At 67.6% G+C, this 25,394-nt stretch carries 24 protein-coding genes; 19 read left to right on the forward strand and 5 right to left on the reverse strand.

The window, feature by feature from the left end; all coding sequences use genetic code 11:
* Window positions 1–322: 322 nt before the first annotated feature.
* The 13 genes from FS845_RS01160 to FS845_RS01220 all read left to right on the forward strand — a co-directional run bounded on the left by FS845_RS01160 (window position 323) and on the right by FS845_RS01220 (window position 14,467).
* Window positions 323–739 (forward strand): ATP synthase subunit I, encoded by a 417-nt coding sequence (locus FS845_RS01160; protein ID WP_144630126.1) that lies wholly within the window; start codon window positions 323–325, stop codon window positions 737–739.
* A 68-nt stretch (window positions 740–807) separates the two neighbouring features.
* Window positions 808–1,689 carry a F0F1 ATP synthase subunit A gene (atpB, locus tag FS845_RS01165; RefSeq protein ID WP_144630128.1) on the forward strand — a complete coding sequence of 294 codons (882 nt, stop codon included), beginning with the start codon at window positions 808–810 and terminating at the stop codon, window positions 1,687–1,689.
* Window positions 1,690–1,826: 137 nt separating this feature from the next.
* Complete coding sequence (gene atpE, locus FS845_RS01170) at window positions 1,827–2,069, forward strand: F0F1 ATP synthase subunit C (protein WP_003815363.1); 243 nt, start codon at window positions 1,827–1,829, stop codon at window positions 2,067–2,069.
* A 131-nt stretch (window positions 2,070–2,200) separates the two neighbouring features.
* On the forward strand, window positions 2,201–2,671 hold the full coding sequence (locus FS845_RS01175) for a F0F1 ATP synthase subunit B (RefSeq protein ID WP_144630130.1): 471 nt from the start codon (window positions 2,201–2,203) through the stop codon (window positions 2,669–2,671).
* Window positions 2,672–2,683: 12 nt separating this feature from the next.
* A complete protein-coding gene (locus FS845_RS01180) occupies window positions 2,684–3,223 on the forward strand; it encodes a F0F1 ATP synthase subunit delta (RefSeq protein ID WP_144630132.1) in 540 nt (179 codons plus the stop codon).
* Window positions 3,224–3,266: 43 nt separating this feature from the next.
* Window positions 3,267–4,808 carry a F0F1 ATP synthase subunit alpha gene (atpA, locus tag FS845_RS01185; RefSeq protein WP_144630134.1) on the forward strand — a complete coding sequence of 514 codons (1,542 nt, stop codon included), beginning with the start codon at window positions 3,267–3,269 and terminating at the stop codon, window positions 4,806–4,808.
* Between the two features lie 105 nt (window positions 4,809–4,913).
* On the forward strand, window positions 4,914–5,810 hold the full coding sequence (gene atpG, locus FS845_RS01190) for a F0F1 ATP synthase subunit gamma (protein ID WP_144630136.1): 897 nt from the start codon (window positions 4,914–4,916) through the stop codon (window positions 5,808–5,810).
* Window positions 5,811–5,852: 42 nt separating this feature from the next.
* Window positions 5,853–7,253, forward strand: a complete 1,401-nt coding sequence (gene atpD, locus FS845_RS01195) for a F0F1 ATP synthase subunit beta (RefSeq protein ID WP_144630138.1) — start codon at window positions 5,853–5,855, stop codon at window positions 7,251–7,253.
* 21 nt (window positions 7,254–7,274) lie between these two features.
* Complete coding sequence (locus tag FS845_RS01200) at window positions 7,275–7,700, forward strand: F0F1 ATP synthase subunit epsilon (protein ID WP_144630140.1); 426 nt, start codon at window positions 7,275–7,277, stop codon at window positions 7,698–7,700.
* A gap of 190 nt (window positions 7,701–7,890) precedes the next feature.
* A complete protein-coding gene (locus FS845_RS26740; RefSeq protein ID WP_260986093.1) occupies window positions 7,891–8,796 on the forward strand; it encodes a helix-turn-helix domain-containing protein in 906 nt (301 codons plus the stop codon).
* Between the two features lie 62 nt (window positions 8,797–8,858).
* Entirely contained in the window at window positions 8,859–9,935 is a 1,077-nt protein-coding gene (gene hemE, locus FS845_RS01210) for a uroporphyrinogen decarboxylase (protein WP_144630142.1), read from the forward strand.
* Window positions 9,936–10,284: 349 nt separating this feature from the next.
* Window positions 10,285–12,375, forward strand: a complete 2,091-nt coding sequence (locus tag FS845_RS01215) for a primosomal protein N' (protein WP_144630144.1) — start codon at window positions 10,285–10,287, stop codon at window positions 12,373–12,375.
* A gap of 13 nt (window positions 12,376–12,388) precedes the next feature.
* Window positions 12,389–14,467, forward strand: a complete 2,079-nt coding sequence (locus FS845_RS01220; protein WP_144630146.1) for a UvrD-helicase domain-containing protein — start codon at window positions 12,389–12,391, stop codon at window positions 14,465–14,467.
* Window positions 14,468–14,512: 45 nt separating this feature from the next.
* Here FS845_RS01220 and FS845_RS01225 read toward each other — a convergent pair whose 3' ends face one another.
* From FS845_RS01225 to FS845_RS01235, 3 genes are all read right to left on the reverse strand, one after another.
* Complete coding sequence (locus tag FS845_RS01225) at window positions 14,513–15,640, reverse strand: M20 family metallopeptidase (RefSeq protein ID WP_144630148.1); 1,128 nt, start codon at window positions 15,638–15,640, stop codon at window positions 14,513–14,515.
* A gap of 82 nt (window positions 15,641–15,722) precedes the next feature.
* Window positions 15,723–16,619, reverse strand: coding sequence for an alpha/beta hydrolase (locus tag FS845_RS01230; protein ID WP_144630150.1), 897 nt, complete (start codon window positions 16,617–16,619; stop codon window positions 15,723–15,725).
* A 144-nt stretch (window positions 16,620–16,763) separates the two neighbouring features.
* Window positions 16,764–17,786, reverse strand: a complete 1,023-nt coding sequence (locus FS845_RS01235) for a succinylglutamate desuccinylase/aspartoacylase family protein (RefSeq protein ID WP_144630152.1) — start codon at window positions 17,784–17,786, stop codon at window positions 16,764–16,766.
* Between the two features lie 451 nt (window positions 17,787–18,237).
* On the opposite strand from FS845_RS01235, the gene FS845_RS01240 reads away from it, so the two are divergent.
* The 5 genes from FS845_RS01240 (at window position 18,238) to FS845_RS01260 (ending at window position 22,364) form a co-directional block, all read left to right on the forward strand.
* Window positions 18,238–19,131, forward strand: a complete 894-nt coding sequence (locus FS845_RS01240) for a hypothetical protein (protein WP_144630154.1) — start codon at window positions 18,238–18,240, stop codon at window positions 19,129–19,131.
* Window positions 19,132–19,226: 95 nt separating this feature from the next.
* Window positions 19,227–20,270 carry an acyl-CoA dehydrogenase family protein gene (locus FS845_RS01245; RefSeq protein WP_260986094.1) on the forward strand — a complete coding sequence of 348 codons (1,044 nt, stop codon included), beginning with the start codon at window positions 19,227–19,229 and terminating at the stop codon, window positions 20,268–20,270.
* A complete protein-coding gene (locus tag FS845_RS01250; protein ID WP_144630156.1) occupies window positions 20,258–21,016 on the forward strand; it encodes a PIG-L deacetylase family protein in 759 nt (252 codons plus the stop codon). Before FS845_RS01245 ends, FS845_RS01250 begins: the two co-directional genes overlap by 13 nt.
* On the forward strand, window positions 21,013–21,597 hold the full coding sequence (locus FS845_RS01255) for a class I SAM-dependent methyltransferase (protein WP_144630158.1): 585 nt from the start codon (window positions 21,013–21,015) through the stop codon (window positions 21,595–21,597). Before FS845_RS01250 ends, FS845_RS01255 begins: the two co-directional genes overlap by 4 nt.
* Window positions 21,594–22,364: a glycosyltransferase gene (locus FS845_RS01260; RefSeq protein ID WP_144630160.1), complete on the forward strand. Its 771-nt coding sequence runs from the start codon at window positions 21,594–21,596 to the stop codon at window positions 22,362–22,364. The genes FS845_RS01255 and FS845_RS01260 overlap by 4 nt, the downstream gene beginning before the upstream one ends.
* 481 nt (window positions 22,365–22,845) lie before the next feature.
* Here FS845_RS01260 and FS845_RS01265 read toward each other — a convergent pair whose 3' ends face one another.
* Together FS845_RS01265 and FS845_RS01270 are read right to left on the reverse strand one after the other, a co-directional pair.
* A complete protein-coding gene (locus FS845_RS01265) occupies window positions 22,846–23,079 on the reverse strand; it encodes a hypothetical protein (RefSeq protein ID WP_144630162.1) in 234 nt (77 codons plus the stop codon).
* Between the two features lie 430 nt (window positions 23,080–23,509).
* Window positions 23,510–24,364: an NAD(P)H-hydrate dehydratase gene (locus FS845_RS01270; protein WP_144630164.1), complete on the reverse strand. Its 855-nt coding sequence runs from the start codon at window positions 24,362–24,364 to the stop codon at window positions 23,510–23,512.
* Window positions 24,365–24,506: 142 nt separating this feature from the next.
* Between FS845_RS01270 and FS845_RS01275 the strand changes: the two genes are divergently transcribed.
* Entirely contained in the window at window positions 24,507–25,340 is an 834-nt protein-coding gene (locus FS845_RS01275) for an enoyl-CoA hydratase/isomerase family protein (RefSeq protein WP_144630166.1), read from the forward strand.
* The last annotated feature ends 54 nt before the right edge of the window (window positions 25,341–25,394 follow it).

Below are 25,394 nucleotides of genomic sequence, written 5' to 3' on the forward strand. Positions count from 1 at the left end.
TTCGTTCCCTCTGGGGCGGCCCCTTTTTCGTCCCTTCCATCCCCGATCGGCACCCCTGCAGGGCCGCTGTCGCACCGTCTTCGAGGCGTACTGACAGCCGCCTTGCAATTTGCTGTGCCTGTCCAAAACACGCTATACTTCGCGGGTTTGACGCTTGCGGAAAAAGCAAGGGGATACACCCTAGGTAGCAACCCAATATCGGGCAAAAAAATCCGACGTGGGATGACACCTGCCGCAATGGGAAGGGGTACGGAGCAGCGCCGGAAGCGTTTTCAGTCGCCGGCGCGACGTCCTGCCCTGTTGGGGCTGAGGGGGCAAGCTTGTGCAAAAGAGTTTGGTACTGACCGATGCGGACCGCACGGCGCTCAATGCACGGGCATGCCGGGAAATTCTCCTGGTTCTAGCCGCCCAGGCGGCGATGGGACTCGCAGCGGCAACAATAGCGGGGATATTTGCGGGGGCGGCTGCGGGGCTGTCGGCATTACTCGGGGCGGTGGCATATCTGGTGCCCAATGCGCTGTTCGCGCTGCGTCTCCTGGTGGGTGTCGCTAGGTCTGCACGAAGCAACCCTTTCGCCTTTCTCTTCGGTGAGCTGATCAAGCTGTTCGCAACGGCGTTGTTGCTGGGACTGTTGTCCTGGCTGGCGCGCGAGTGGCTGGTGTGGCCGGCGGTTCTGCTGGGCCTCATCCTCACCCTGAAGGGCTATCTTCTGCTGTTGTTGTCGCGCAAGCTGTCATAGCAGTATTTAACAATCGTGGGTAGTCCGGGCCTCCAGTCCGGAAAGCACAGCAAAAGGGTGGGTTTCACATGGCTGCAGCCAGCGGCGCGTCGCCTCAGTCCGAGTATATCCAGCACCATCTGGTGCACTTCAACAATCTGGGCGAGAAGCAGACCGCCATCGCCCAGTTCGAAGTCATCAATTACGACTCGCTGTTCTGGTCCATCCTGATGGGTGCGATCGTCGTCCTGTTCCTGTGGATGGCCGCGCGTCGCGCCACCGCCGGCGTGCCGACCCGTTTCCAGGCCTTCGTCGAGATGGTCGTGGACATGGTCGACGACCAGGCCAAGAGCATCGTCACCAACGCCAAGAGCCGCCTGTTCGTGGCTCCGCTGGCCCTCACGGTCTTCCTCTGGATCGTCCTGATGAACGCGCTCGACCTCATCCCGGTCGACCTGCTGCCGTCCATCTGGCGCTGGACGGGCCTGGGCGCCCATCACGGCGACATGCTGTACTACCACCGCATCCTGCCCACGGCCGACCTGAACGTGCCCATGGGCATGTCGCTGGGTGTGCTGCTGCTGATGTTCTACTACGGCATCAAGATCAAGCACCCGGGCGGCTTCGTCAAGGAACTGTTCACGGCTCCCTTCCATGCGCACGGCATCGGCGCCGTCGTGCTGGCTCCCTTCAATTTCCTGCTCAACCTGATCGAGTACGCGGCCAAGTCCGTGTCGCTGGGCATGCGGTTGTTCGGCAACATGTTCGCCGGCGAACTCGTGTTCATGCTGATCGCGCTGCTGGGCGGTGCCTGGACCGGCTTCAACGGCACCAGCATCGGCCTGGGCATCGGCCAGGTGCTGGCCGGTTCGGTGTGGGCGATCTTCCACATCATGATCGTGCTGCTGCAGGCATTCATCTTCATGATGCTGACGCTGGTCTACATCGGCCAGTCTCACGAAGGCCACTAATTTTTCCGGTTCCTCCGGTGCGTGCCTCCCGGCACGTGCCGGGCCGCAAGAGTTTCTTGCAAAAGAGTTTCTTGCATTCAAGCAGTTCCCGTTTTCCCAATCAATTCTGAATTCAGATTTCTAACCAAGGAGTTGTCATGACCAACGTTGCTTTCGTTGCTCTCGCTTGCGGTCTCATCATCGGTCTGGGCGCCATCGGCGCTTGCATCGGCATCGCACTGATGGGCGGCAAGTACCTGGAAGCTTCGGCTCGTCAGCCCGAACTGATGAACGCCCTGCAGACCAAGATGTTCCTGCTGGCCGGTCTGATCGACGCGGCGTTCCTGATCGGTGTGGGTATCGCCATGCTGTTCGCCTTCGCCAACCCGTTCGTCGGCTAAGGCATCGTCCGCTGCCTGGCGCAGCGGGCTCCCCGCCGGTGGTGATGCAGGCAACGGCATCGCCACCGGCAAAGTATCGAAAGCTCCGGGTCCGCCTTCGGCGGACCGAGCAAGGTGTCTAAGGAACGACCGTGAATCTGAACGCGACAATCTTCTTCCAGATGCTCGTGTTCTTCGTTCTGGGCTGGTTCACGATGAAATTCGTGTGGCCGCCCCTGACGAAGGCGATGGACGAGCGCCGCCAGAAAATCGCCGATGGCCTGGCTGCTGCTGAAAAGGGCAAAGCCGATCTGGCCCAGGCTCAGGCGCGCGCCAGCCTCATCGAGGCTTCTGCCAAGTCCGAGAACCATGCCCGCATCGTCGAGGCCGAAAAACAGGCCGCCTCGGTGATCGAGCAAGCCCGTCGCGAAGCCGAGGCCGAGCGTGCCCGCATCGTGGCGCAAGCCGCGCAGGATGCCGCCCAGGAAGTGCAACGCGCCCGCGATGCACTGCGCGACGACGTCGCCGCCCTGGCCGTCAAGGGTGCCGAGCAGATCCTCAAGCGCGAGGTCAATGCCCAAGCCCACGCCGAGCTGCTGAACCAGCTCAAGGCGCAGCTCTAAGGGAACGCCAAGATGGCTGAACTTTCCACTGTCGCCCGTCCGTACGCCGAGGCCCTGTTCGCCGCGGCTCGCGACGACCAGGCCGGGCTCGCGGGCTGGGCCGATCTGGTAGACGAACTCGCCCAGATCGCCGGCAACCCCGATGTGCGCGAGGCTCTGGCCGACCCGCGTCTGGGTGATGCGCAACGCGCCGACGTCTTCGTCGGGCTGGTCAAGACCCGCCTGCCGCAGGCCGCGCGCAATTTCATCGAACTGCTGGTCCAGAACGACCGCCTGCTGCTGCTGCCGGTCATCGCCAGCCAGTTCACCGCGCTGAAGAATCGTCACGAAGGCACGGCGCAGGCGGAGATCACCAGCGCGTTCGAACTCAACGAGGCCCAGGTCGCTGATCTGGTCGCCGCGCTCGAAGTCAAATTCGGTCTCAAGCTGCGCCCGCACGTCATCGTCGATCCCTCGCTGATCGGCGGCGTGCGCGTGGCCGTCGGAGACCAGGTGCTCGATACTTCCGTTCAAGCCCAGCTGGCTCGCATGCGCGACAAGCTGGCCGCCTGACGCAGCCGGCACGCCAGACCCAATCAGGATTCCAGGAGTCAATATGCAACTCAATCCCTCCGAGATCAGCGAACTGCTCAAGAGCCGCATCGAGGGCCTGGGCGCTTCCACTGACGTTCGCACCCAGGGCACCGTCGTGTCCGTGACGGACGGCATCACCCGCATCCACGGCCTGTCGGACGTGATGCAGGGCGAAATGCTCGAATTCCCCAACAACGTGTTCGGCCTGGCCCTGAACCTCGAGCGCGACTCCGTCGGCGCCGTGATTCTGGGCGACTACACGGGCGTGTCGGAAGGCGACTCGGTCAAGACGACCGGCCGCATTCTCGAAGTGCCCGTCGGCCCCGAACTGCGTGGCCGCGTGGTCAACACGCTGGGCGACCCGATCGACGGCAAGGGCCCGATCAACGCCAAGCAGACCGACATCATCGAAAAGGTCGCGCCGGGCGTGATCGCCCGCCGCTCGGTGTCGCAGCCGCTGCAGACCGGCGTCAAGGCCATCGACTCCATGGTGCCGATCGGCCGTGGCCAGCGCGAGCTGATCATCGGCGACCGCCAGACCGGCAAGACCGCCGTTGCCGTCGACACCATCATCAGCCAGAAGGGCAAGAACGTTACCTGCGTGTACGTCGCCATCGGCCAGAAGGCATCGACGATCAACAACGTCGTGCGCAAGCTCGAAGAGCACGGCGCGCTGGAATACACCATCGTCGTGGCCGCCTCGGCCTCCGACTCGGCCGCCATGCAGTACCTGGCCGCCTACGCTGGCTGCACGATGGGCGAATACTTCCGCGATCGCGGCGAAGACGCCCTGATCGTGTACGACGACCTGACCAAGCAGGCCTGGGCCTACCGTCAAGTCTCGCTGCTGCTGCGCCGTCCGCCGGGCCGCGAAGCCTACCCGGGCGACGTGTTCTACCTGCACTCGCGCCTGCTGGAACGTGCGGCCCGCGTCAACGAAGAGTACGTCGAGAAGTTCACCAACGGCGCCGTCAAGGGCAAGACCGGTTCGCTGACGGCCCTGCCGATCATCGAAACGCAGGCCGGCGACGTGTCCGCCTTCGTGCCGACCAACGTGATCTCGATCACCGACGGCCAGATCTTCCTGGAAACCGACCTGTTCAACGCGGGTGTGCGTCCCGCCATCAACGCCGGTATCTCGGTGTCCCGCGTGGGCGGTGCCGCCCAGACCAAGGTCGTCAAGAAGCTGTCCGGCGGTATCCGTACCGATCTGGCCCAGTACCGTGAACTGGCCGCGTTCGCGCAGTTCGCTTCCGACCTCGACGACGCCACCCGCCGCCAGCTCGAGCGCGGCAAGCGCGTGGTCGAACTGCTGAAGCAGCCGCAGTACCAGCCCCTGCAGGTCTGGGAACTGGCCGTGTCGCTGTACGCCGTCAACAACGGCTACCTGGACGACGTGGACGTGCCGCAGGTGCTGTCCTTCGAGAAGGCCCTGAAGGATCATCTGAAGGCCAAGCACGCCGACCTGATCCAGCGCGTGGAAGACACGAAGGAACTGTCCAAGGACGACGAAGCCACGCTGGCCTCGGTGGTCCAGGAGTTCAAGAAGCACGGTGCTTTTTAAGGCACGTCTGATCTAGGCGGGAGAGCGTTCGTTCGCTCCCCGCGAGGGTCAGACCGGAATCAGCCCGGCGCAAGCCGGTCCCGGCCGAATCAACAGGAAAGCGCAATGCCCGGAATCAAGGAAATCCGAACCAAGATCAAGAGCGTGCAGAACACGCGCAAGATCACCAAGGCGATGGAAATGGTCGCCGCGTCCAAGATGCGCAAGGCGCAGGAACGGATGCGCGCTGGCCGTCCGTACGCCACCAAGGTGCGCGAGATCGCGGCGCACCTGATGCAGGCCAATCCCGAGTACTCCCACCCCTACCTGGTCGAGCGTGAAGTCAAGGCCGTGGGCGTGGTGATGGTCACGACGGACAAGGGCCTGTGCGGCGGTCTGAACACCAACGTCAGCCGCGTCACCCTGGCCAAGCTCAAGGAATTCCAGCAGAAGGGCGTTGCGGTGCAGACCACGGCCTTCGGCAACAAGGGTCTGGGCCTGTTGACGCGTATCGGCGCCAAGCTGGTCTCGCAGGAAGTCCACCTGGGCGATCAGCCCGACATGGACCGCCTGCTGGGCGCCATCAAGGTGCAGCTGGACGACTACCTCGAGGGCCGCATCGACGCGCTGTACCTCGCGACGACGCGTTTCATCAACACGATGCGCCAGGAACCCGTGTTCCTGCGCCTGCTGCCGCTGAACGACTCCCTGGAAGACCCCTTCCAGGGCGGCGCCGACGCGGACGTGCAGATCAAATCGGAATACAGCTGGGACTACATCTACGAGCCCGACGCCAAGAGCGTGATCGACGCGCTGCTGCAGCGCTACGTCGAAGGCCTGTTGTACCAGGCCGTGGCCGAGAACATGGCGTCCGAGCAGTCCGCCCGCATGGTCGCCATGAAGGCGGCGTCGGACAACGCCAAGAAGGTCATCGGTGAGCTGCAACTGGTCTACAACAAGACCCGTCAGGCGGCGATCACCAAGGAAATTTCGGAAATCGTAGGGGGCGCGGCCGCTGTCTAAGCAGGCCGCAACCCGTCACAAGCTATCAAGCAAGGAATCGACATGAGCAACGGAACCATCGTTCAGTGCATCGGCGCCGTGGTGGACATTCAGTTCCCCCGCGATCAGATGCCCAAGATCTACGAAGCGCTCACGCTGGCCGACGAGGGTTCCTCGTTCGCGGAGCAGGGCCTGACGTTCGAAGTCCAGCAGCAGCTGGGCGACGGCGTGGTCCGCACGATCGCGCTGGGCTCCAGCGACGGCCTGCGCCGCGGCATGGCCGTGGCCGGCACCGGCGCGCCGATCTCGGTGCCGGTGGGCACGGGCACCCTGGGTCGCATCATGGACGTGCTGGGTCGTCCCATCGACGAAGCCGGCCCCATCGCCTCGGAAGAAAAGCGCGCCATCCACCAGGCCGCTCCCGCCTTCGACGAACTGTCGCCGTCGGTCGAGCTGCTCGAAACCGGCATCAAGGTTATCGACCTGGTGTGCCCGTTCGCCAAGGGCGGCAAGGTCGGCCTGTTCGGCGGCGCCGGCGTGGGCAAGACCGTCAACATGATGGAACTGATCAACAACATCGCCAAGCAGCACAGCGGCTTGTCGGTGTTCGCCGGCGTGGGCGAGCGTACCCGCGAAGGCAACGACTTCTACCATGAAATGGAAGAGTCGAACGTTCTGGACAAGGTCGCCATGGTGTTCGGTCAGATGAACGAACCCCCGGGCAACCGCCTGCGCGTGGCGCTGACCGGCCTGACGATGGCCGAAAAGTTCCGCGACGAAGGCCGCGACATCCTGTTCTTCGTCGACAACATCTACCGCTACACCCTGGCCGGTACCGAAGTGTCGGCACTGCTGGGCCGCATGCCGTCGGCCGTGGGCTACCAGCCCACGCTGGCCGAGGAAATGGGCAAGCTGCAAGAGCGCATCACGTCGACCAAGACCGGCTCGATCACCTCGATCCAGGCCGTGTACGTCCCTGCGGACGACTTGACCGACCCGTCGCCCGCCACGACCTTCCAGCATCTGGACTCGACCGTGGTGCTGTCGCGTGACATCGCCGCCCTGGGCATCTATCCCGCCGTGGATCCGCTGGATTCGTCCAGCCGCCAGCTCGACCCGCAAGTCGTCGGCGAAGAGCACTACCAGGTGGCTCGTGGCGTGCAGCAGACGCTGCAGCGCTACAAGGAACTGCGCGACATCATCGCGATTCTGGGCATGGACGAACTGTCGCCGGAAGACAAGCAGGCCGTGGCCCGCGCGCGCAAGATCCAGCGCTTCCTGTCGCAGCCGTTCCACGTCGCCGAAGTGTTCACGGGTTCGCCGGGCAAGTACGTGCCGCTGGCCGAAACCATCCGCGGCTTCAAGATGATCGTCAACGGCGAATGCGATTCGCTGCCCGAGCAGGCTTTCTACATGGTCGGCACGATCGACGAGGCCTTCGAGAAGGCCAAGAAGCTGCAATAAGCGCCGTTATAAGGATCCGATATGGCTACCCTGAAAGTGGACGTCGTCAGCGCGGAAGAATCGATCTTCGCCGGTGAGGCAAAGTTCGTGGCGCTGCCTGGCGAGTCGGGCGAGCTGGGCATCCTGCCCGGCCACACGCCGCTGATCTCGCGCATTCGTCCGGGCACGGTCAAGATCGTGCGTCCGGACAACAGCGAAGAGAACATCTTCGTGGCCGGCGGCATCCTGGAAGTGCAGCCGGGCAGCGTCACCGTGCTGTCCGACACCGCCATCCGCGCCGCGGACCTGGATGAAGCCCGTGCCGTGGCGGCGCGCGAAAAGGCCGAAGAGGCCCTGCGCAATGCCAAGGACAAGGCGGACATCGCCGTGGTCGAGGCCGAACTGGCCGCGCTGACCGCCGAAGTGGCCGCCGCGCGCAAGATGCGCGCGCCCGCCACGCGTCACTGAGACGGCCCGGCGGGCGCAAGCCCGTCCTGACGTCCAGCAGGAAAAGGAGCGTATCCGTACGCTCCTTTTTTCATTTCGGCGTCCGTCTCGTGTCGGCGTACGTAGTTCCCGCAGTGCGTGAATTACGAATTTCGCGCGCGGCCGGCAGTCCGTAAGCTGCGTTCCTGATCTTGCTTCCAGGAAATGCGACATGCGCGAACGTTTCGAATGTGCCGTGCTGGTGGGACCCCAGGGCGTTGCCGGCGTCCCGGCCTGGGCGCGGCCGGCGTTGTCCGGTGAACGGCTGAGCCTGCATCCCCATGCCTTGGTCGACGGGGCGGGGCCCGAGGCCGATCCGGCCACGCTCATCGCCGCCGCGGCGCTGCCCTTGCAGCGCTACGACGCCTGCCTGCTGCCCGTCGAGCCCGCCACTCTGCCGTGGGCGCGGCTGGCCTTGCTGCGCGCCCAGGGCGTGTTGCGCACGCCCATCATCGTGCTTGCGCACGAGGTCAGGGCGCCCGCGCTGGCCGATCTGCTGGCGCTGGGCGTGGCCGACTTTCTGCGGGTGCCCCTGTGCGCCGAGGAGCTGCGGGCGCGGTTGCTGCGCATGGCGGTTCGGCGCAAGACTGCGTCACATGCGGCGTCCTATGCCGACTTGAGCGCGTTCGAGGGCGCGACGTGCCCGCGCGGCATGGTGCAAGAGGCCATGCCAGCCTACCTGCGCGGCAGCGAGGCGGCGCATCCGTCGTCCCGGCACGCCGGGCAGCCGCCTGTCGCGGGGCGTGGTCCGCGCGGACATATCGGGTCACGGCGGTTCGCGGAGGACGCGCATGCCGAATCGCAGCGTACGGTCTCGCGCCCGTCCACGGAGCACGACGACGACGACGCCGACCTCGATCGACCGCCGGACGAGGCTCCGCATGAGCCCTTCCGGCAGGCCAAGGCGCGCGTCGTCGAAGGCTTCGAGCGCGACTACCTTCGACAGGCGTTGCAACGCCATCAGGGCAACGTGGCGCAGGCGGCGCGGGCGTCCAGCAAGCACCGGCGGGCATTCTGGGCGCTGATGCGCAAGTACCGCATCGAAGCCGCGCCGTATCGCGAACGTACCGATGCCTAGGACGCCGCGGGCGTCCCGCGCCAGGGCAGTAAAATCACCGATTCAGAATCCAAAGGCTTGCCGTGTCCTTCCCCGCACTGAAAAACGATGTGTTCCTGCGCGCGCTGCTGCGCCAGCCGGTGCCCTACACGCCCATCTGGCTGATGCGCCAGGCGGGCCGGTACCTGCCCGAGTACAACGCCACGCGCGCGCGCGCCGGATCTTTCATGGGGCTTGCCCAGAACCCGGCCTACGCCACCGAGGTCACGCTGCAGCCGCTGCAGCGCTACGACCTCGATGCCGCCATCCTGTTCTCCGACATCCTCACCGTGCCGCATGCCATGGGCCTGGGGCTGGATTTCGTGGCGGGAGAGGGCCCGCGTTTCGCCCGCCCGGTCCGCAACGAAGACGACGTGGCGCGCCTGGCCGTGCCCGACATGGATTCGCTGCGCTACGTGTTCGACGCCGTCACCAGCATCCGCCGCGCACTGGACGGCAAGGTGCCGCTGATCGGCTTTGCCGGCAGCCCCTGGACCATCGCCTGCTACATGGTCGAAGGCCGTGGCAGCGACGATTACCGCCAGATCAAGTCCATGCTGTACGCGCGTCCCGACCTGCTGCACCGCATGCTCGAGGTCAACGCCGAGGCCACCCGTCAATACCTGAACGCGCAGATCGAGGCGGGCGCCCAGGCCGTCATGCTGTTCGACAGCTGGGGCGGCGTGCTGGCCGATGGGCTGTTCCAGCAGTTCTCGCTGGCGTACACCCGCAAGGTCGTGGCGGGCCTGAAGCGCCAGCACGAAGGCAAGGAAGTGCCCGTCATCGTATTCACCAAGGGCGGGGGCATCTGGCTGGAAGACATCGCCGCCTGCGGCTGCAATGCGGTCGGCCTGGACTGGACCGTCAACCTGAGGCAGGCACGCCAGCGCGTGGCGGATGCCGTGGCGCTGCAGGGCAACCTCGATCCCATGACGCTGTTCGGTGGCGCGCAAGCCGTCCGGGCCGAGGCGCGGCGCGCGCTGGATGCTTTCGGTGCGGTCAAGCAGGGTGGCCATGTCTTCAACCTGGGCCACGGAATCTCCCAATACACTCCGCCTGATGTCGTAGGCGAACTGGTGGATGAAGTGCATGCATACAGCCGGCGCTACCACGCACAGTAAGTGCTCGCTTCATTGCTGGGCGGCCATTGATGCGTGCTCCAGGCACCGAGTTGTGCACAAATCTTCCCTCGCTTAGGTTTACCCGTGGAACCTATAGCGCATTCTTGAAAATTTCCATAACCCATTGTTTTTTCAATGTAAATATGGGATTTGCAAGAAGGGCTGTAAACGTGCTAGCAACAAGTGTTGCTTAAGTTTAGTGCGGCGCGGCATGTTTTCCCCAATGTTATCCACAGGCCTTCCGGTCGACCGTGCCGCGAAATCGTTCGCCAAGCCCGGTCAGCCGTTTAGCCGAGACATCCAGAATTCACTTTAAGTTCTGCCGCCTGCCGTCGCCGATCTCACCCTTATGACCGTACCGGTACTTACTGATCCCGCTGCCCTGGCGCCCGCACCCTCCTGGGTGCGCGTGGCGCTGGATGTGCCATTGCCGGGGCCGTTCGATTACCGATGCATGGAGGCGATCGAGGTCGGCCTGCGCGTGATCGTGCCGTTTGGCCGGCGCAAGCTGGTGGGCGTGGTGGTCGAGCTGCCCGACGCCCCCTCGATCGACGCGGCCCAGGTGCGCGACGTCGAGCAGGTGCTGCGCGATCTGCCGCCGTTTTCCGCGCGCTGGCTGAAGCTGGCGCGCTTCGCGGCCGACTATTACCAGCGTCCGCTGGGCGAAGTGATGTTGCCCGTGCTGCCCCCGCCGTTGCGCAAGCCATCGGCCTATCAGGGCAAGCGCTCGGGCTTGGGGCCGGTGGCGCGGCGCGACGCGCGCAAGCCGCGCGGTACCGCCGCCGCCGTGCCCGACCAGGCGCCCGCGCTGAACGACGAGCAGCAGACCGCCGTGGATGCCATCTGCGCGCTGCAAGCGTTCAAGCCCGTGCTGCTGCACGGCGTCACGGGCAGTGGCAAGACCGAGGTCTACCTGCGCGCCGCGCAGCGCGTGCTGGCGGCGGGCCGCCAGGTGCTGCTGCTGGTCCCCGAGATCAACCTGACGCCGCAGCTGGAAAACGCCCTGCGCGCGCGGCTCGAATCCATCATCGGCGCCGAAGCCGTGGCCGTGCTGCACAGCGGCCTGGCCGACGGCGAACGCATCCAGGCCTGGGCCGCCGCGCAGCGCGGGCAGGCCCGCATGCTGCTGGGCACGCGCATGGCCATCTTCGCGCCCATGCCCGAGCTGGGGTTGATCGTGGTCGACGAAGAGCACGATCCTTCCTACAAGCAGCAGGAGGGCCTGCGGTATTCGGCGCGCGACCTGGCGGTGTGGCGCGCGCGCGATCTGGACATCCCCGTGGTGCTCGGCTCGGCCACGCCGGCCCTCGAAACCTGGCATCACGCCGAACGCGGCCGTTACCTGCGCCTGGCGCTGGCCAATCGCGCGCGCGCCAGCAGCCTGCCGCGCATCCGCCTGGTGGATACGCGGCGGCTGCAGCTGAAGCAGGGCCTGTCCCCGCAACTGGTCGATGCCATCGGCGAACGCATCGCGCGCGGCGAGCAGGCGCTGGTGTTCCTGAACCGGCGCGGCTATGCGCCGGTGCTGCATTGCAATTCCTGCGCGTGGGTCAGCAATTGCCCGCGCTGCTCCGCGTTCACGGTGCTGCATCGCGGCGGCGGCGCGGGCGGCTATCGGCTGCATTGCCATCATTGCGGCTACCAGGCCGTGGTGCCGCGCGCCTGCCCCGAATGCGGCGACCAGGACCTCAATCCCATGGGGCGGGGCACGCAGCGCGTCGAGGAACACCTGGCCGAACTCTTTCCCCAGGCGCGCATCTCACGCATCGATGCGGACAGCACGCGCCGCAAGGGCAGCGCGCAGGCGCTGTTCGCGGCCGTGCATGCCGGCGAGGTCGACATCCTGGTGGGCACGCAGATGGTGTCCAAGGGCCATGATTTCGCGCGGCTGGGGCTGGTCGGGGTGCTGAACGCCGACTCCATGCTGTTCGCGCAGGACTTCCGCGCCCCCGAACGCCTGTTCGCCCAACTGATGCAGGTGGCCGGGCGCGCGGGGCGCCACACCGCGGGCGGCGAGGTCATCATCCAGACGGGCTATCCCGAGCAGCCGGTCTACCAGGCGCTGGTGCGCCACGACTACGCCGGCTTCGCGCGGCACTCGCTGCAGGAGCGCGAGGAAACCGGCCTGCCGCCCTTCGCCTACCAGGCCCTGCTGACGGCCGAGGCGCGCGAGCTGGCCCAGGCGCTGGCGTTCCTGCAGCGTGCCCGCGACGTGGCCGACGAGGCCAGCCTGCCTGCGCTGGACCTCGTGACGCGGTACGATCCCGTACCGTTGCGCGTGGTGCGGGTGGCCCACGTCGAACGGGCCCAACTGCTGGTCGAAAGCACCAGCCGTCCCGCGCTGCAGGCCTTCCTGACGGCGTGGTCTGCCTGGCTGCCGCACGTGGCCGCCGAGTCGCGCGTGCGCTGGCAGCTCGAAGTCGATCCTCTGGAAATCTAGGTGCCTATCCGCGATGTCAGCCCCTGAGCCCAACTCCGTCCCGGCCGGCCTGAATCCCGCGCAGCGGGCGGCGGTGCTGTACCTGGACGGTCCGTGCCTGGTGCTGGCCGGCGCGGGCAGCGGCAAGACGCGCGTCATCACCCAGAAGATCGCCTATCTGCTGCGCGACTGCGGCTACATGGGCCGCAACGTCGTCGCGCTCACCTTCACCAACAAGGCCGCGCGCGAGATGGCCGAGCGCGTGAAGACCCTGGTCGACGGCAAGCTGGCGCGCGGCCTGACCATCAGCACCTTCCATGCGCTGGGCGTGCGCTTCCTGCGCGAAGAGGCCGCCAGCGCGGGGCTGAAGCCGCAGTTCTCCATCCTGGACGCCGACGACGCGATGGCCATCATCCAGGAGCTGCTGCAGACCACCGACCGTGGCCGCCTGCGCGAGGTGCAGTCCATCATCTCGCTGTGGAAGAACGGACTGATCGATCCCGACGAGGCGGCCAGGCTGGCCAAGACGCCCACCGAAGTCGAGGCGGCCATCGTGTTTCGCAGCTATGCGGCCACGCTTACCGCCTACCAGGCGGTCGACTTCGACGACCTGATCCGCATCCCCGCCGAGATCCTGGCCAGCAACGAGACCGTGCGTACGCGCTGGCAGAACCGCGTGCGCTACCTGTTGGTCGACGAATACCAGGACACCAACGTGTGCCAGTATCGCCTGGTGCGTCTGCTGACGGGCGACCGCGCCATGTTCACGGCGGTGGGCGACGACGACCAGGCCATCTACGCCTGGCGCGGCGCCACCATCGAGAACCTGGCCAAGCTGCCCAGCGATTATCCGCAGCTCAAGCTGATCAAGCTGGAGCAGAACTACCGCTCGGTGCAGCGCATCCTGGCCGCGGCCAACAGCGTCATCGAACGCAATCCCAAGCTGTTCGAGAAGAAGCTGTGGTCCGACCTGGGCTGGGGCGAGCCCATCACGATCTCGCCCATGGATGGCGACGAGCACGAGGCCGAGTCCATCGGCATGAAGATCTCGGCGTCTCGATTCGAGCGCAAGAACAACTGGAAGGATTTCGCGATCCTGTATCGCAGCAATCACCAGGCGCGCGTGCTGGAACAGGCGCTGCGCAACCTGAAGATTCCGTACACCATCTCGGGCGGGCAGAGCTTCTTCGACAAGGCCGAGGTGCGCGACATCCTGGCCTACCTGCGCCTGTTGGCCAACGAGGAGGACGATCCCGCCTTCATCCGCGCGGCCACCACGCCCAAGCGCGGCATCGGGCAGGGCACGCTGCAGACCCTCGGCACCTACGCAGCGCAACGGCACATCTCATTGCTCAATGCGGTGGGCGAAACGGGCCTGGAATCGCTGCTGCAGCCGCGCCAGCTCGAGCCGCTGCGCACCTTCGCCGAGTTCGTGCAGCGCATGCAATGGCGCGCCGGCAAGCCGGCCGCCACGGTGGCGGAGGCCCGTCCGCGGGAACCGGCCGGTCCGTTGCTGGACGACCTGCTGTCGGCCATCCAGTACGAGCGCTACCTGTACGACATGTTCGACGAAAAGCCCGCGCAGACGCGCTGGCAGAACGTGCTGGAACTGGTCAGCTGGCTCAAGCGCAAGGCCGAGGAAGACGACATGGCGCTGGTCGACCTGGTGCAGCACGTGGCGCTGGTCACCATGCTGGAACGCGGCGACGAGGAAGAGCCCGACGCGGTGAAGCTGTCGACGCTGCATGCCTCCAAGGGCCTGGAGTATCCGCACGTGTACCTGGCGGGTGTCGAGGAAGGCCTGCTGCCGCACCTGGGCAAGGAAGACGACGATACGGGCGACCCCGAGCGGGCGGCCGAGACGCTGGCCACGCGCATCCAGGAAGAGCGCCGCCTGATGTACGTGGGCATCACGCGCGCCCAGCGCACCCTGCACCTGAGCTGGTGCCGCCGCCGTCGCCGTGCAAGAGAGGACCGCGTCTGCGAACCCTCGCGCTTCATCGAGGAAATGGGCCTGGAGCAGGCCAAGCCGCAGGAAGACGACACCACGCGCGCCATGAGCCCCAAGGAACGCCTGGGCATGCTCAAGGCGCTGTTGAACAAGCCGTCCTGACCTGACGGCGGGGCAGGACGCGCGTCCAACCGCCCGCCTGTCCGGTCATGCCAGTTCGCGCAGCAGCAGATTCCAGAACTGCACGCGCATTTCCAGCGTGGACACCAGGATGTGCTCGTGCATCGTGTGAGCGCCGTCGCCGTCCGCGCCCAGGCCGTCCAGCGTGGGCACGAAGGCCGAGGTGAAATTGGCGTCGCTGCCGCCGCCGGTCATCGGCGCGTCTTCCAGCACGAAGCCCGCCTGCTGCGCATAGCCGCGGGCCAGGTCAAGCAGCGCGGTGACCGCGGCGTCCTTCACCATGGGCGGGCGATTCAGCTCGACGTCGATGTCCAGCTCCATGTCCGGCCCCACGGCGCACAGCTCGCGCATGCGGCGCAGCACGTCCTCGGCGGCGCCCATGTCGGGCACGCGGAAATCGACCACGCAGTTGCACAGCGCCGGCACCGTGTTGGTGGTGGTGCCGCCTTCGATCGTGCCCACGCTGACGGTGACGCCGCGTTCGTAGTCGGTCATGGCTTCCAGCGCCAGTACCTGGTGCGCCATCTCACGGATGGCGCTGCGGCCCAGCTGGTGCTGCACGCCGGCATGCGCGGCGCGGCCTTTCACGCCCAGGCGCAGCATGCCGGTGCCCTTGCGCGCGGTGACGCACTTGCCGCCGTTGGCGCGGGCCGGTTCGCACACCAGTCCGTACTTGGCATGGCGGGCGTGGCGCTCGGTGTGCTCGCGCGAGGCGTGGCTGCCGGTCTCTTCGTCCGGCACCATCAGGAAGTCCACCGGCAGCCGCGTGGCGCCGGGCTCGGCCAGACCCGTCATCGCCGACAGCGCCAGGTACAGGCCCGCCTTCATGTCGTAGCCACCGGGGCCGTACAGCCTGTCGCCCTCGATGCGGATCGGGTTCTGGTCCAGCGTGCCGATGGGGTGCACCGTGTCCAGGTGCGCCAGGACCAGGATGCCGGGACGCTCGTCGCCCGCGGCACGGTTGGTCGCGTACAGCAGCGGACCGGTGCGCGGGCCCAGCGGCGTCAGTTCCACGCGCAGGCCCAGGCTGGTGGCGAAGGCGGCCACCATCTCGGCCATGGCGGTGACGCCCGCGGGCGAGTTGGTGGGGGACTCACAGCGCATCCATTCCTGGATGCCGTCGATCAGGCGGGCGGTGTCGGGTAGCGTGCTCATTGTGTGCCTTTTGGTCTGTGACCGCGCCATCGCCCTGGTGAACGCTGATGACCCCATCCGGGCGGGGCGGTTCGGGATGAAGTCAGCCGGCGGCCAGGCGGGCCAGCGTCTGGGCGTCCGGCATGCCGCCATCGAACCACAGGCTGGCGCACACGGCCGACATGGCGCGGCCATCGTGGCCGATGCCAGGCACGCTTTGCAGCGTCCAGTTGCACGGCACGCCACGGCGCACGGCCTCGGCGCGGCCGGCTTCCAGGTAGTGATGAGCGCGCGCATAGCGGTGCGCGCCCTGGCGCAGCGCAGCCGGCTCGGCCGGCAGGTACGGCCCTTCGGTCGCGATGTCCTGGTCGCCCGCCAGGATCAGCAGGGGATAGGCCAGCAGGCGCTCGACGTGCGCGTCGGTCAGTCCCACTTTGCCCAGGCCCTCCGGAAACGGCAGCTCCAGCGTGGGCAGGCTGTACCAGCCGGGGTTGCCCACCGCCACGGCATGGTAGGGCTCGGACGATTGGCTGCTGAGCAGGCGGTGCACGAATTGCCCGCCGCCGGCGTGGCCGAACAGATAGACCGCCTTGCAATCGCTGATCTCGCCCGCGCGCAGGTCGGCCAGCACGCGGGCCGGCAGCGCGTAGGCCCAGCCGTCGACGTGGCGGGGATTGCCGCCCGCGCTGAACACGCGGCCGTTGTTGTAGGCGTCCACGCCGGGCCAGATGGCTTCGGAGAAGGTCGGCGCGACGATCAGCACCTTGTGCCGGTCGGCGGTCTCGATCCAGTAGTCGCGGTAGTCGGCGCCGTTGCGCAGCACGCCGTGCTGCACGATCACAACCGGGCGGTCGGGGGTGTAGCCGTAGGGGCGGTAGGTATGCAGCGTGAACGGACGATCCGAGTTACGGTCCTCGTCCACGTAGGCGATGGCATTGCGGCCCGCATGGCCCAGTTCGAGGGCGATGCGGTCGGCGTTGGAAAGATCCAGAGGGTTCATTGGTCTTATGGAAGCAGGGTCGCCGGCGCGCATGCCGGCCGGCGTGCAGAGAGTTTACCGGGCCATGGGGAGCCGAGCGCGGCCCGGCCGATCGCGGCCCGGCCGACCGCGGCCCGGCCAATTCGCACGGCGCCGCTTCGGCCGTTACGCAATGGCCCGCGCCAGCCGCACCACCGTCACGCCGGGCCGGGGCTGTCCCAGCGACGGCATGATCAGCACGCAGTTGTCGTATGGCGTGACGACTTCCTCGTCGTCATTCCATCCGATCAGGGTCCCGGCCGAGGGCAGGCATTCCAGGCCTTGCCATGGCTGGGCGAAGCGGAAATTCTCGTTCTTGCGCGCGATGGCGTGCGTGACTTCCAGGGCCTGTTGCGACGGCGCGTCGGGCATGAACCAGCCGGCGGGCAGCTCGGCGCGGTCGAACGCGCCCGAGGCGGCCAGGAAGCGCGCCATCTGGTCGATGGCCACGTCGCGCGCCGCGGGGGCGCCGTGGAAGCCGCATTCGATCAGCAACGAGCGCGTGCCGTTGTCGCCGGGCTCGCCGAAACGGCCGTAGTCGCGCATGCGCACGCCCGCCGCGTGGCCGGCGTCCGCGATGATCTTGGAAGGCGTGCCCAACTGCAGGCCCAGTTCGATGTTGCGCGGCAACAGGCCGGTCAGCTGCAGCGGCACGTCGGAATTGCTCATGGAGTGCAGGTCCAGCAGCCAGTCCGCCTGGTCCACCCACGGGCGCAGTTCGGCGGCGCGGCGGCGTTCGTGCGTGGACGGATCGGCCAGCTTCTCTGCGCTCCAGACGCGGTTCATGTCCTCCTCGACCAGGCGCGAGCGCAGGTAATTCTCGGGATCGAAGCGGTCGAAGGCGGCGAGGTTGCAGAAGGCCATGGTGAGCTTGCCCCGGGCGGGGCGCAGGCCGCTGGCCAGGAACGTCTTCAGGGCCCAGGCGCCGCACAGTTCATTGCCGTGGATCAGCGCGGTGATCAGCACGTGCCGGCCGGGCGCGCCCGAGTCGAAATGCCAGACGCCGGGGGTATCGGTATTGCCGGTGCGTTCGGCTGTCAGGTCGGGACAGGCCAATTCGAAAGGGCGGGGGGTGGACATGGCGGCTCCGGGAGTGCCAGGGATTGGGCCGCGATAGGCGGCCGAGGGCGGGACGCTCGCCGCATGCATGGCCCGAGGGCCGTGGCAGGCGAGCGCGCCGTTTTTTATGGATGGAGCCATTCTAGGAGGCGGCGATGCCCTGCCGCAACGGCAATGCGGCGCAGGCGGCGTCATGCCCGCCGGATCGCGCCGCGCAGGGGCGGCGTCGATATCCAGTTCGGGCGCTTCCAGGCCTGCACACCATCGATGGACCGAGCTGCCGGCCGCTGCCGGTGATTTCTCCCGCTACGCGGGCCAGGCACGCCGTTTGCTGAAAGCCGGCAATCCGGGGACACCGTCTTGTCGGTGGCGCCGGAAGCGGCTGCCGACCGGTGGCCGTCAATGAGTTTCATGCAAAGCGAAGGAGGGGTTATGCGATCGATTCTTCTATGGATGCTGGGTGTGCCGATTCCCGTGATCATCCTGCTCGCCTTGTTCTGGCACTGAGCGGGCCCAGACGCCTAACCGCAAGGAGAACATCATGCAGAGCACCACAACGCCCACGGCCGCCTATGCGCCGGCTGCCGTGGCATCGAACGGCTCGGCCGTGTCCTGGGGCGCAGTCATCGCCGGAGCGGTGATCGCCGCGGCGTTATCGACCATGCTGCTGGTCGGCGGGTCGGGCCTGGGCTTCCTGGCCATGTCGCCGTGGAAACAGGAAGGCGCCTCGGGCGGCGCGCTGGCGATCGGCACCATCGTATGGCTGCTGGTCACGCAGATCATCGCCTACGGCGTGGCGGGTTATGTCGCCGGCCGGCTGCGCACGCGTTGGACCGACGCGGCCGCCGACGAAATCTACTTCCGCGACACCGCGCACGGCTTCCTGGTCTGGGCGCTGAGCGCCGTGCTGGCCGTGATGATGCTGGGCGCGGCGGCCGGGTCGCTGCTGAACACGGCGGGCCGCGCCACGGGCGCCGTCGCCGGTTCCGCGGGCAATGCGGCCGTCTCCATGGCCCAGCGTGCAGGGGGGCCGGACACGTCCGGTTTTTCGCTGGACTACTTCACCGACACGCTGTTGCGTCCGGGTGATGCCGCGCCGCCGGAAACCAATGGCGATCCGCGCCGGGAAGTCGGCCGCATCCTGGCCAACAGCCTGACGCAAGGCAAGCTGTCGGAACAGGATCGCGCCTACCTGGTGAAGCTGGTGGCGCGCCGCGCGGGCGTGGACGAGGCGACGGCGCAGCAACGCGTCGACCAGTTGGCCCAGCAGGCTCGCGAGGCGGCGGACAAGGCCGAGCAGACGGCCCGCGAAGCCGCCGATACCGCCCGCAAGGCCGCCGCGGCGTTCGCCATGTGGGCATTTGCCTCGCTGCTGATCGGCGCCTTCGTTGCCAGCCTGGCCGCCACCTGGGGTGGCCGCGCGCGCGACCGGTAAGTCGCATCACACCATCGCAGTTCGCTCCTCGGGCGGCCGGATGACGGCCGCCCGCCGGGCCGGCTGTTTCCTCGGACTCCTCGACAACGATGATCATGGCCGACAAGGACGGCGCGACGCCCGGCGAGCGCGAGACGACGAGACTGACGGATTGCCTGGAAGGACTGGCCGGCAGCGAGCACGCCGGCGCGGCATTGAAGCAATTGGTGCACGCTGGCTGGGGCGCGCTGCCGCATCCCGGCTCGGGAGACACGCAAGCGCGCTGGCGCATCCTGGCCGCCGTGGGCGCGCACGATCTGGTGCTGTCCAAGCTGCTGGAAAGCCATGCCGACGCCCTGGCCATCCTGCATGAATTAGAGGGTGACGCATCCGTCGGCCCCGGCCAGACCTGGGCAGTGTGGTGCGCGGAGCCGCCCGATCGGCGACTGGACATCCGTCCCGCCGGGGCAGGCAAGGTGCACCTGCACGGCACGAAGGCGTGGTGCTCCGCGGCGCAGTGGGTGTCGCATGCCGTCGTCAGCGGCTGGAACGATGAAGGCGAGCCGTGCCTGGCCGCGGTGGACATGGCGCAACCCGGCGTGCGCGTGACGTCCCAGGGCTGGCACGCCGTCGGCATGGCGGGCACGGCCAGCGTGGACGTGGTGTTCGACGGCGCCCGCGCGGTGCCGGTGGGCGCGCCGCACGCCTACGTGCAGCGACCGGGTTTCATGCATGGCGCCGCCGGCGTGGCGGCCTGCTGGCATGGCGGCGCCTCGGGCATCGCCGCGCGCGTGCATGGACTTGCCCAGCGGCGTCCCGACGATGTGTACACACAGACCCACCTGGGGGCACTGGACGTGGCGCTGGCGCAGGCCGCCAGCCTGATGCGCGAGGCCGCCGCGCAGATCGATGCCACCCCCGACGATGCTTGCATGCGTGCCGTGCAGCGGGCTCGGCTGGCGGTCGAAGCCGCCGTGCAGGTGGTACTCGAGCGCGCGCCGCGCGCCTTCGGCGCCGGCCCGTTGTGCAAGGACGCGTGCCTGGCGCGGCTGTTCGCGGACCTGCCCGTCTACATCCGTCAAAGCCACGCCGAACGCGATCTCGCCGCGCACGGCAAGGCAATCGCCGCGCAACCCCTGGAGCATGCATGGACGCTGTGATTCCCCGATTGATCTTCGGCGAAGGCACGTCCGAGGCCTGCTGGCAGGCCTGGCTGCAATCCCATCCCCTGCCCGCCGTCGATGCGGTCGACTTGCTGGCGGACAGCCGCACGGTGCACGTCGTGGCGCCGCATCCCGACGACGAAATCCTGGCCTGTGGCGGCCTCATCCGCCAGATGCATCGGCTGGGCGCCGGGATTCACGTCATCGCCGTGACGGATGGCGAGGCCAGCCATCCCCAGTCGCGGCTGTGGACGGCGGCGCAACTGGCCGGGATACGTACCCACGAAAGCGAGCAGGCCCTGGCGCAACTCGGCGTGCCCGCCACGCGCAGCCGGCTGGCCGTGCCCGATGGCGAAGCGAACGCCCGCGAACACGAACTGGCCGAGCGCCTGGCCGAGTGCTTCGCGCCCGGCGACATGGTGATCGTGCCATGGCGACTGGACGGCCATCCCGACCACGAGGCGGCAGGCCGTGCGGGACTGGCCGCCGCGCAGGGCCGGGGATGCCGCGGTTTCGAAGCGCCGATCTGGGGATGGCACTGGGCCGATCCCCGGGACGACAGCTTTCCGTGGCAGGCAGCGGTGGCGCTGGCCCTGGACGATTCGGACCTGCAGGCCAAGCGGCGCGCCGTGCGGCAGTTCCGCAGCCAGCTGGAGCCGGATCCCACCACGGGCAGCGCGCCCATCCTGCCGGCGTTCGCGTTGGCGCGCATGCTGCGACCCTACGAGGTGCTGTTGCGATGACCGACTTCGACGCCATGTATCGCAGCGCCTCCGATCCGTGGAAGCTGCGCACCGATTGGTACGAACGCCGCAAGCTCGACGTGCTGATGGCCTGCCTGCCGCGCGAGCGCTATGGCCTGGCGCTGGATCTGGGATGCGGCGAGGGCGAGGCGGCGCGCCGCCTGGCCGGGCGATGCGAGCGAGTGCAGGCGGTCGACGGATCGCCCGCCGCCATCGCCCGATGCTGCAAGTGGATCGAGGAGGAGGACGTCCAGCATGTGACCGCCGAAGTGCTGCAGCTGCCGCATCAGTGGCCGGCGGCGACGCGGGGCGCCGTCGACCTGCTGGTCGTGTCGGAACTGGCCTACTACCTGAGCGACCAGGTGCTGGACCTCTTCCTGTGCCACTGCCTGCGCTCGCTGGCGCCTGGCGCGGACTGGGCCATGTGCCACTACACGGAAGATTTCCACGACCGCCGCCAGTCCACCTCGCGCATCCATGCCCGGGTCGATGCCTTGTCCGGCTTCGGACGCATCGTCACGCACGAGGATGCACGCTTCAGGCTCGACGTCTGGCGCAAGCCGGGAGAATCCGCCACATGATCGGCATCTGCATTCCCGCGCACAACGAAGAGGATTACATCGACCGCTGTCTCGCGTCGGTCTTGGTCGCGGCACGCCATCCCGGCTTGAATGGAGAGCCGGTGAAGATCGTGGTGGTGCTCGATGCCTGCGACGACGGCACCGCGCAGCGGGCGGGCGCGTGGGGCGTCACGTGCCTGCATGGCCAGCATCGCAACGTGGGCGTCGCGCGCGCCGCCGGCGCGGCGCACCTGATCGCTGCGGGCGCGCGCTGGCTGGCCTTCACGGACGCGGATACCGAGGTGTCCGCGTCGTGGCTGGCGGATCAGTTGGCGTTGCAGGCCGAAGTGGTCTGCGGCACGGTGGGAGTGATGGACTGGGACAGCCATGGCATGCACGCCGAGGCGGCGCGGGCGGGCTTCCTCGCGGCCTACCAGGACCGGGACGGGCACCGGCACGTGCATGGCGCCAACCTGGGCATGGACGCGCAGGCCTATCTGCGCATCGGCGGTTTCCAGGCCCTGGCCTGCAGCGAGGACCAGGCGCTGGTGGATCGCTTCGAAGAGGCGGGCGCGGTGATCGCCTGGTCGGCCCGGCCCCGCGTGACGACCAGCGCGCGCGCGTATTCGCGCGTCACGGGCGGTTTCGCCACGACGCTGCGGCGGGCGTGGGAAGGGGGCATGCGCAGCGCCGTCCGCGACGTGCACAGCGAGCTGCCTGGCGACGTCCCCGGCGGGGCTCGCAGCCTGGAAGGCCCGATGGACGAGGTGGTCTGCCTGTCGGGCTAGCGCTGCGACATTTCCCGCGTGCAAAAACAAACGCCCCAGGGCCTGAACAAGGGCCCAAGGGCGTCTGCCTTACTGCGCACTGCAACTGCTGAGTGCGTTACTGCAACAACTCAGGTACCGCAAAAAACAACGACTGCACAACGGTATTGCCACTGCATACGACAACTACGGCACTGCCTATGGTTCAACAACAACTGCGGTATTGCCAACTGCTCAACAACAACTGCATCGTTACTGCAAAAACACCACAACTACGGTACTGCCACTGCATACGACAACTACGGCATTGCTTACGGTTCAACAACAACTGCACTGCTACAACACGACAACTACTGCACGACTACGGGCGCCGCGTCCGGGCAATGTTGCGCGCGAGGACACGGCGGGCGGCGCGGGTGAGGCCGGGCCGCATGACCGCTGTGACGTGTGTGGCCCGAAAGGCGGGAGATCGGTCGCCGCCGGGCACTCGCGTCAGGACGGCTTACCAGTGCGAACCCGTGAAGCGCGCGTTTTGGGCGCGTGCACGGTTCATCGTTTCTTGAACTTCGTCGAAGAAGGCGAACAGATTGCCGATCGCGCGGGCAACACCCGAAACGGCGGACTTCAGCACGTTTTGGGCACGCAGGGACGAAGGGTTTTCCATTGCGCCGCGCAGCAGGTCACGTTCCAGCGCATCGGTCAGACGGCTATTGGTGTTCAGGCTCAGGTCGCTCATGGTGGACTCCAGTTGGTCTATCAGTAGAAACGATTATAGGGATAACCCTAGACCAGACGCAAGCGAAATTTAGGGGAAAACCCTAGTTGTGGTTTAAACGCACTTTTTGCTTGGCAGGAGATCGAAATCCGTAGAGCGGGCACATCCGCCAGACAGCCGCTGGTCTATCCACATTCCGTGTGAATTCAATGGCTTGCCCGAGGCGTGCGGTGGCCCGTACCCGTATCGGCATGCGCCGACATCATGGCGACACACACTGACGCCATCTCGCTCTGGTCGCGGAGCGCTGCAGGTTTCGGCGCCTCCAACCCCTTCCAGGCGGGCGACCTGCCGAGATGCACCGCGACACGCAGCCCCCTCGGCTGCGCCACCATGCGGACGGCGACGGCATCGAGATAGCGCCGGGGCCGTCGAAGGCGACTGCGGCCCCTCAGCCGCCCGCGTTGCGCAAGCGCCGCGCCGCATCGGCCAGCTCGCCGGCGGTCAGTCCGATCGGGCCGATGCCTGCTCCGACCAGGGCATCGGCGGCCGCGCCGTGCAGCCAGACGGCGCCCCGCACGGCCTGCTCGAGTGCGATACCCTGCGCGATCAGGCTGCCCGCGATGCCCGCCAGCACGTCGCCCGTGCCGGCGGTGGCCAGGCCGGGATTGCCGGTGGTGTTGATGGCGCAATCGCCATGCGGGCTGCAAACCAGCGTGCCCGCGCCTTTCAGGACGATCCACGCGCCATGGCGTAGGGCCAGTTCGCGCGCCGCCGCCGGCCGGTCGGCCTGTATCCGCGCGGTGGTGTTGCCCAACAGGCGCGCGGCTTCGGCCGGGTGGGGCGTCAGCACCACGGGGGCGAGTCCCCAGTCGGGCCGCAGCGCGCCCTGCGCCAGCAGATTGAGGGCATCGGCATCCAGTACCATCGGGGCCTGGCCGCGCTGCGCGAACAGGGCTGCCAGCAGTTGCACGGCCACGGGGCCCGTGCCCAGGCCGCAGCCGGCCACCCAGGTAGTGATGCCCAGGCCGGCGTCGGCCAGCAGGCCGCGCGCGTCGCGCAGCATCAATTCCAGCTGCAGGGGATCGCAGGCCAGCGGCGCGGCCTCCTGCGCGAAACCCACGAACACCTTGCCGGCGCCGGTGCGCAGCGCGGCGCGCGCCGCCAGCAGCGCCGCGCCGGCCATGCCGGGGCCGCCGCCCAGAACCGCCAGCGTGCCGTGTGTGCCCTTGTGCGAGTCGGGCGCGCGCGGGGCGAACAGGGCGGACAGGTGCTCGCGCACGATGGGGACCGGGGTAGTGTTCATTGGCTGATAAGCCGGGCAGGCGGGCGGTGGCGATGCCTCTATAGTGCCTGATGTGAGGAGGCCCCGGCATCGCGCATCCGCGCGCAGGGTCCCGCGAAAGAACGCCGCGCCCTGGCGCCGCAGAACCCATGAGGAGACCACCATGCTCAACCCCGAACTGGATCACTACGCCCACTACCAATCGCTCAAGCTGCGCCGGCATCCGCATGGCGTGCTCGAGGTCATCATGGGGTCGCCGCAGCATCAGCCGGGCCGCCTGTCGACCGCCGACGACCGCATGCATCGCGAGCTGGCCGACATCTGGCGCGACATCGATACCGATCCCGACACGCGCACCGTGGTGCTGCGCGGCGAGGGCAAGGGCTTCTCCGGCGGCGGCGACCTGGACCTGGTCGAGCAGATGGCGGACGATTTCGAGGTGCGGGCGCGCGTGTGGCGCGAGGCCCGCGACCTGGTCTACAACGTGATCAACTGCAGCAAGCCCATCGTGTCGGCCATGCACGGCGCGGCGGTGGGGGCGGGGCTGGTGGCGGGCCTGCTGGCCGACATCTCCATCGCCACGCGCGACGCGCGCATCATCGATGGCCACACCCGCCTGGGCGTGGCGGCCGGCGACCACGCGGCCATCGTGTGGCCGCTGCTGTGCGGCATGGCCAAGGCCAAGTACTACCTGCTGCTGTGCGAGACGGTCAGCGGCGTGGAGGCCGAACGCATCGGCCTGGTGTCGCTGTGCGTGGAGGAGGACGACCTGCTGCCGCGCGCCTTCGAGGTGGCCGCGCGGCTGGCCACGGGATCGCAGACGGCCATCCGCTGGACAAAATACGCGCTGAACAACTGGCTGCGGCAGGCGGGCCCCAGCTTCGATACCTCGCTGGCGCTGGAATTCATGGGGTTCTCGGGACCGGACGTGCGCGAGGGCTTGCAGTCGCTGCGCGAACGCCGGCCGCCGAACTTCACGTCGAACGCGCCGTTCTAGAGGCGCGCGGCCGCGCTTGCCGTGGCGCTGCCGCGTCCCGGTGCCACGCCGCGG

The sequence above is a fragment of the Bordetella genomosp. 13 genome, assembly GCF_007679965.1.
Classification (GTDB): domain Bacteria; phylum Pseudomonadota; class Gammaproteobacteria; order Burkholderiales; family Burkholderiaceae_B; genus Bordetella.

Excerpts from the sequence above, each read along its gene's own strand:
- atpB (WP_144630128.1), top strand. The coding sequence starts at position 808 with ATGGCTGCAGCCAGCGGCGCGTCGCCTCAGTCCGAGTATATCCAGCAC.
- atpE (WP_003815363.1), top strand. The coding sequence starts at position 1,827 with ATGACCAACGTTGCTTTCGTTGCTCTCGCTTGCGGTCTCATCATCGGT.
- FS845_RS01180 (WP_144630132.1), top strand. The coding sequence starts at position 2,684 with ATGGCTGAACTTTCCACTGTCGCCCGTCCGTACGCCGAGGCCCTGTTC.
- atpA (WP_144630134.1), top strand. The coding sequence starts at position 3,267 with ATGCAACTCAATCCCTCCGAGATCAGCGAACTGCTCAAGAGCCGCATC.
- atpG (WP_144630136.1), top strand. The coding sequence starts at position 4,914 with ATGCCCGGAATCAAGGAAATCCGAACCAAGATCAAGAGCGTGCAGAAC.
- atpD (WP_144630138.1), top strand. The coding sequence starts at position 5,853 with ATGAGCAACGGAACCATCGTTCAGTGCATCGGCGCCGTGGTGGACATT.
- FS845_RS01200 (WP_144630140.1), top strand. The coding sequence starts at position 7,275 with ATGGCTACCCTGAAAGTGGACGTCGTCAGCGCGGAAGAATCGATCTTC.
- FS845_RS26740 (WP_260986093.1), top strand. The coding sequence starts at position 7,891 with ATGCGCGAACGTTTCGAATGTGCCGTGCTGGTGGGACCCCAGGGCGTT.
- FS845_RS01215 (WP_144630144.1), top strand. The coding sequence starts at position 10,285 with ATGACCGTACCGGTACTTACTGATCCCGCTGCCCTGGCGCCCGCACCC.
- FS845_RS01220 (WP_144630146.1), top strand. The coding sequence starts at position 12,389 with ATGTCAGCCCCTGAGCCCAACTCCGTCCCGGCCGGCCTGAATCCCGCG.
- FS845_RS01225 (WP_144630148.1), bottom strand. The coding sequence starts at position 15,640 with ATGAGCACGCTACCCGACACCGCCCGCCTGATCGACGGCATCCAGGAA.
- FS845_RS01230 (WP_144630150.1), bottom strand. The coding sequence starts at position 16,619 with ATGAACCCTCTGGATCTTTCCAACGCCGACCGCATCGCCCTCGAACTG.
- FS845_RS01235 (WP_144630152.1), bottom strand. The coding sequence starts at position 17,786 with ATGCATGCGGCGAGCGTCCCGCCCTCGGCCGCCTATCGCGGCCCAATC.
- FS845_RS01240 (WP_144630154.1), top strand. The coding sequence starts at position 18,238 with ATGCAGAGCACCACAACGCCCACGGCCGCCTATGCGCCGGCTGCCGTG.
- FS845_RS01245 (WP_260986094.1), top strand. The coding sequence starts at position 19,227 with ATGGCCGACAAGGACGGCGCGACGCCCGGCGAGCGCGAGACGACGAGA.
- FS845_RS01250 (WP_144630156.1), top strand. The coding sequence starts at position 20,258 with ATGGACGCTGTGATTCCCCGATTGATCTTCGGCGAAGGCACGTCCGAG.
- FS845_RS01255 (WP_144630158.1), top strand. The coding sequence starts at position 21,013 with ATGACCGACTTCGACGCCATGTATCGCAGCGCCTCCGATCCGTGGAAG.
- FS845_RS01260 (WP_144630160.1), top strand. The coding sequence starts at position 21,594 with ATGATCGGCATCTGCATTCCCGCGCACAACGAAGAGGATTACATCGAC.
- FS845_RS01265 (WP_144630162.1), bottom strand. The coding sequence starts at position 23,079 with ATGAGCGACCTGAGCCTGAACACCAATAGCCGTCTGACCGATGCGCTG.
- FS845_RS01270 (WP_144630164.1), bottom strand. The coding sequence starts at position 24,364 with ATGAACACTACCCCGGTCCCCATCGTGCGCGAGCACCTGTCCGCCCTG.
- FS845_RS01275 (WP_144630166.1), top strand. The coding sequence starts at position 24,507 with ATGCTCAACCCCGAACTGGATCACTACGCCCACTACCAATCGCTCAAG.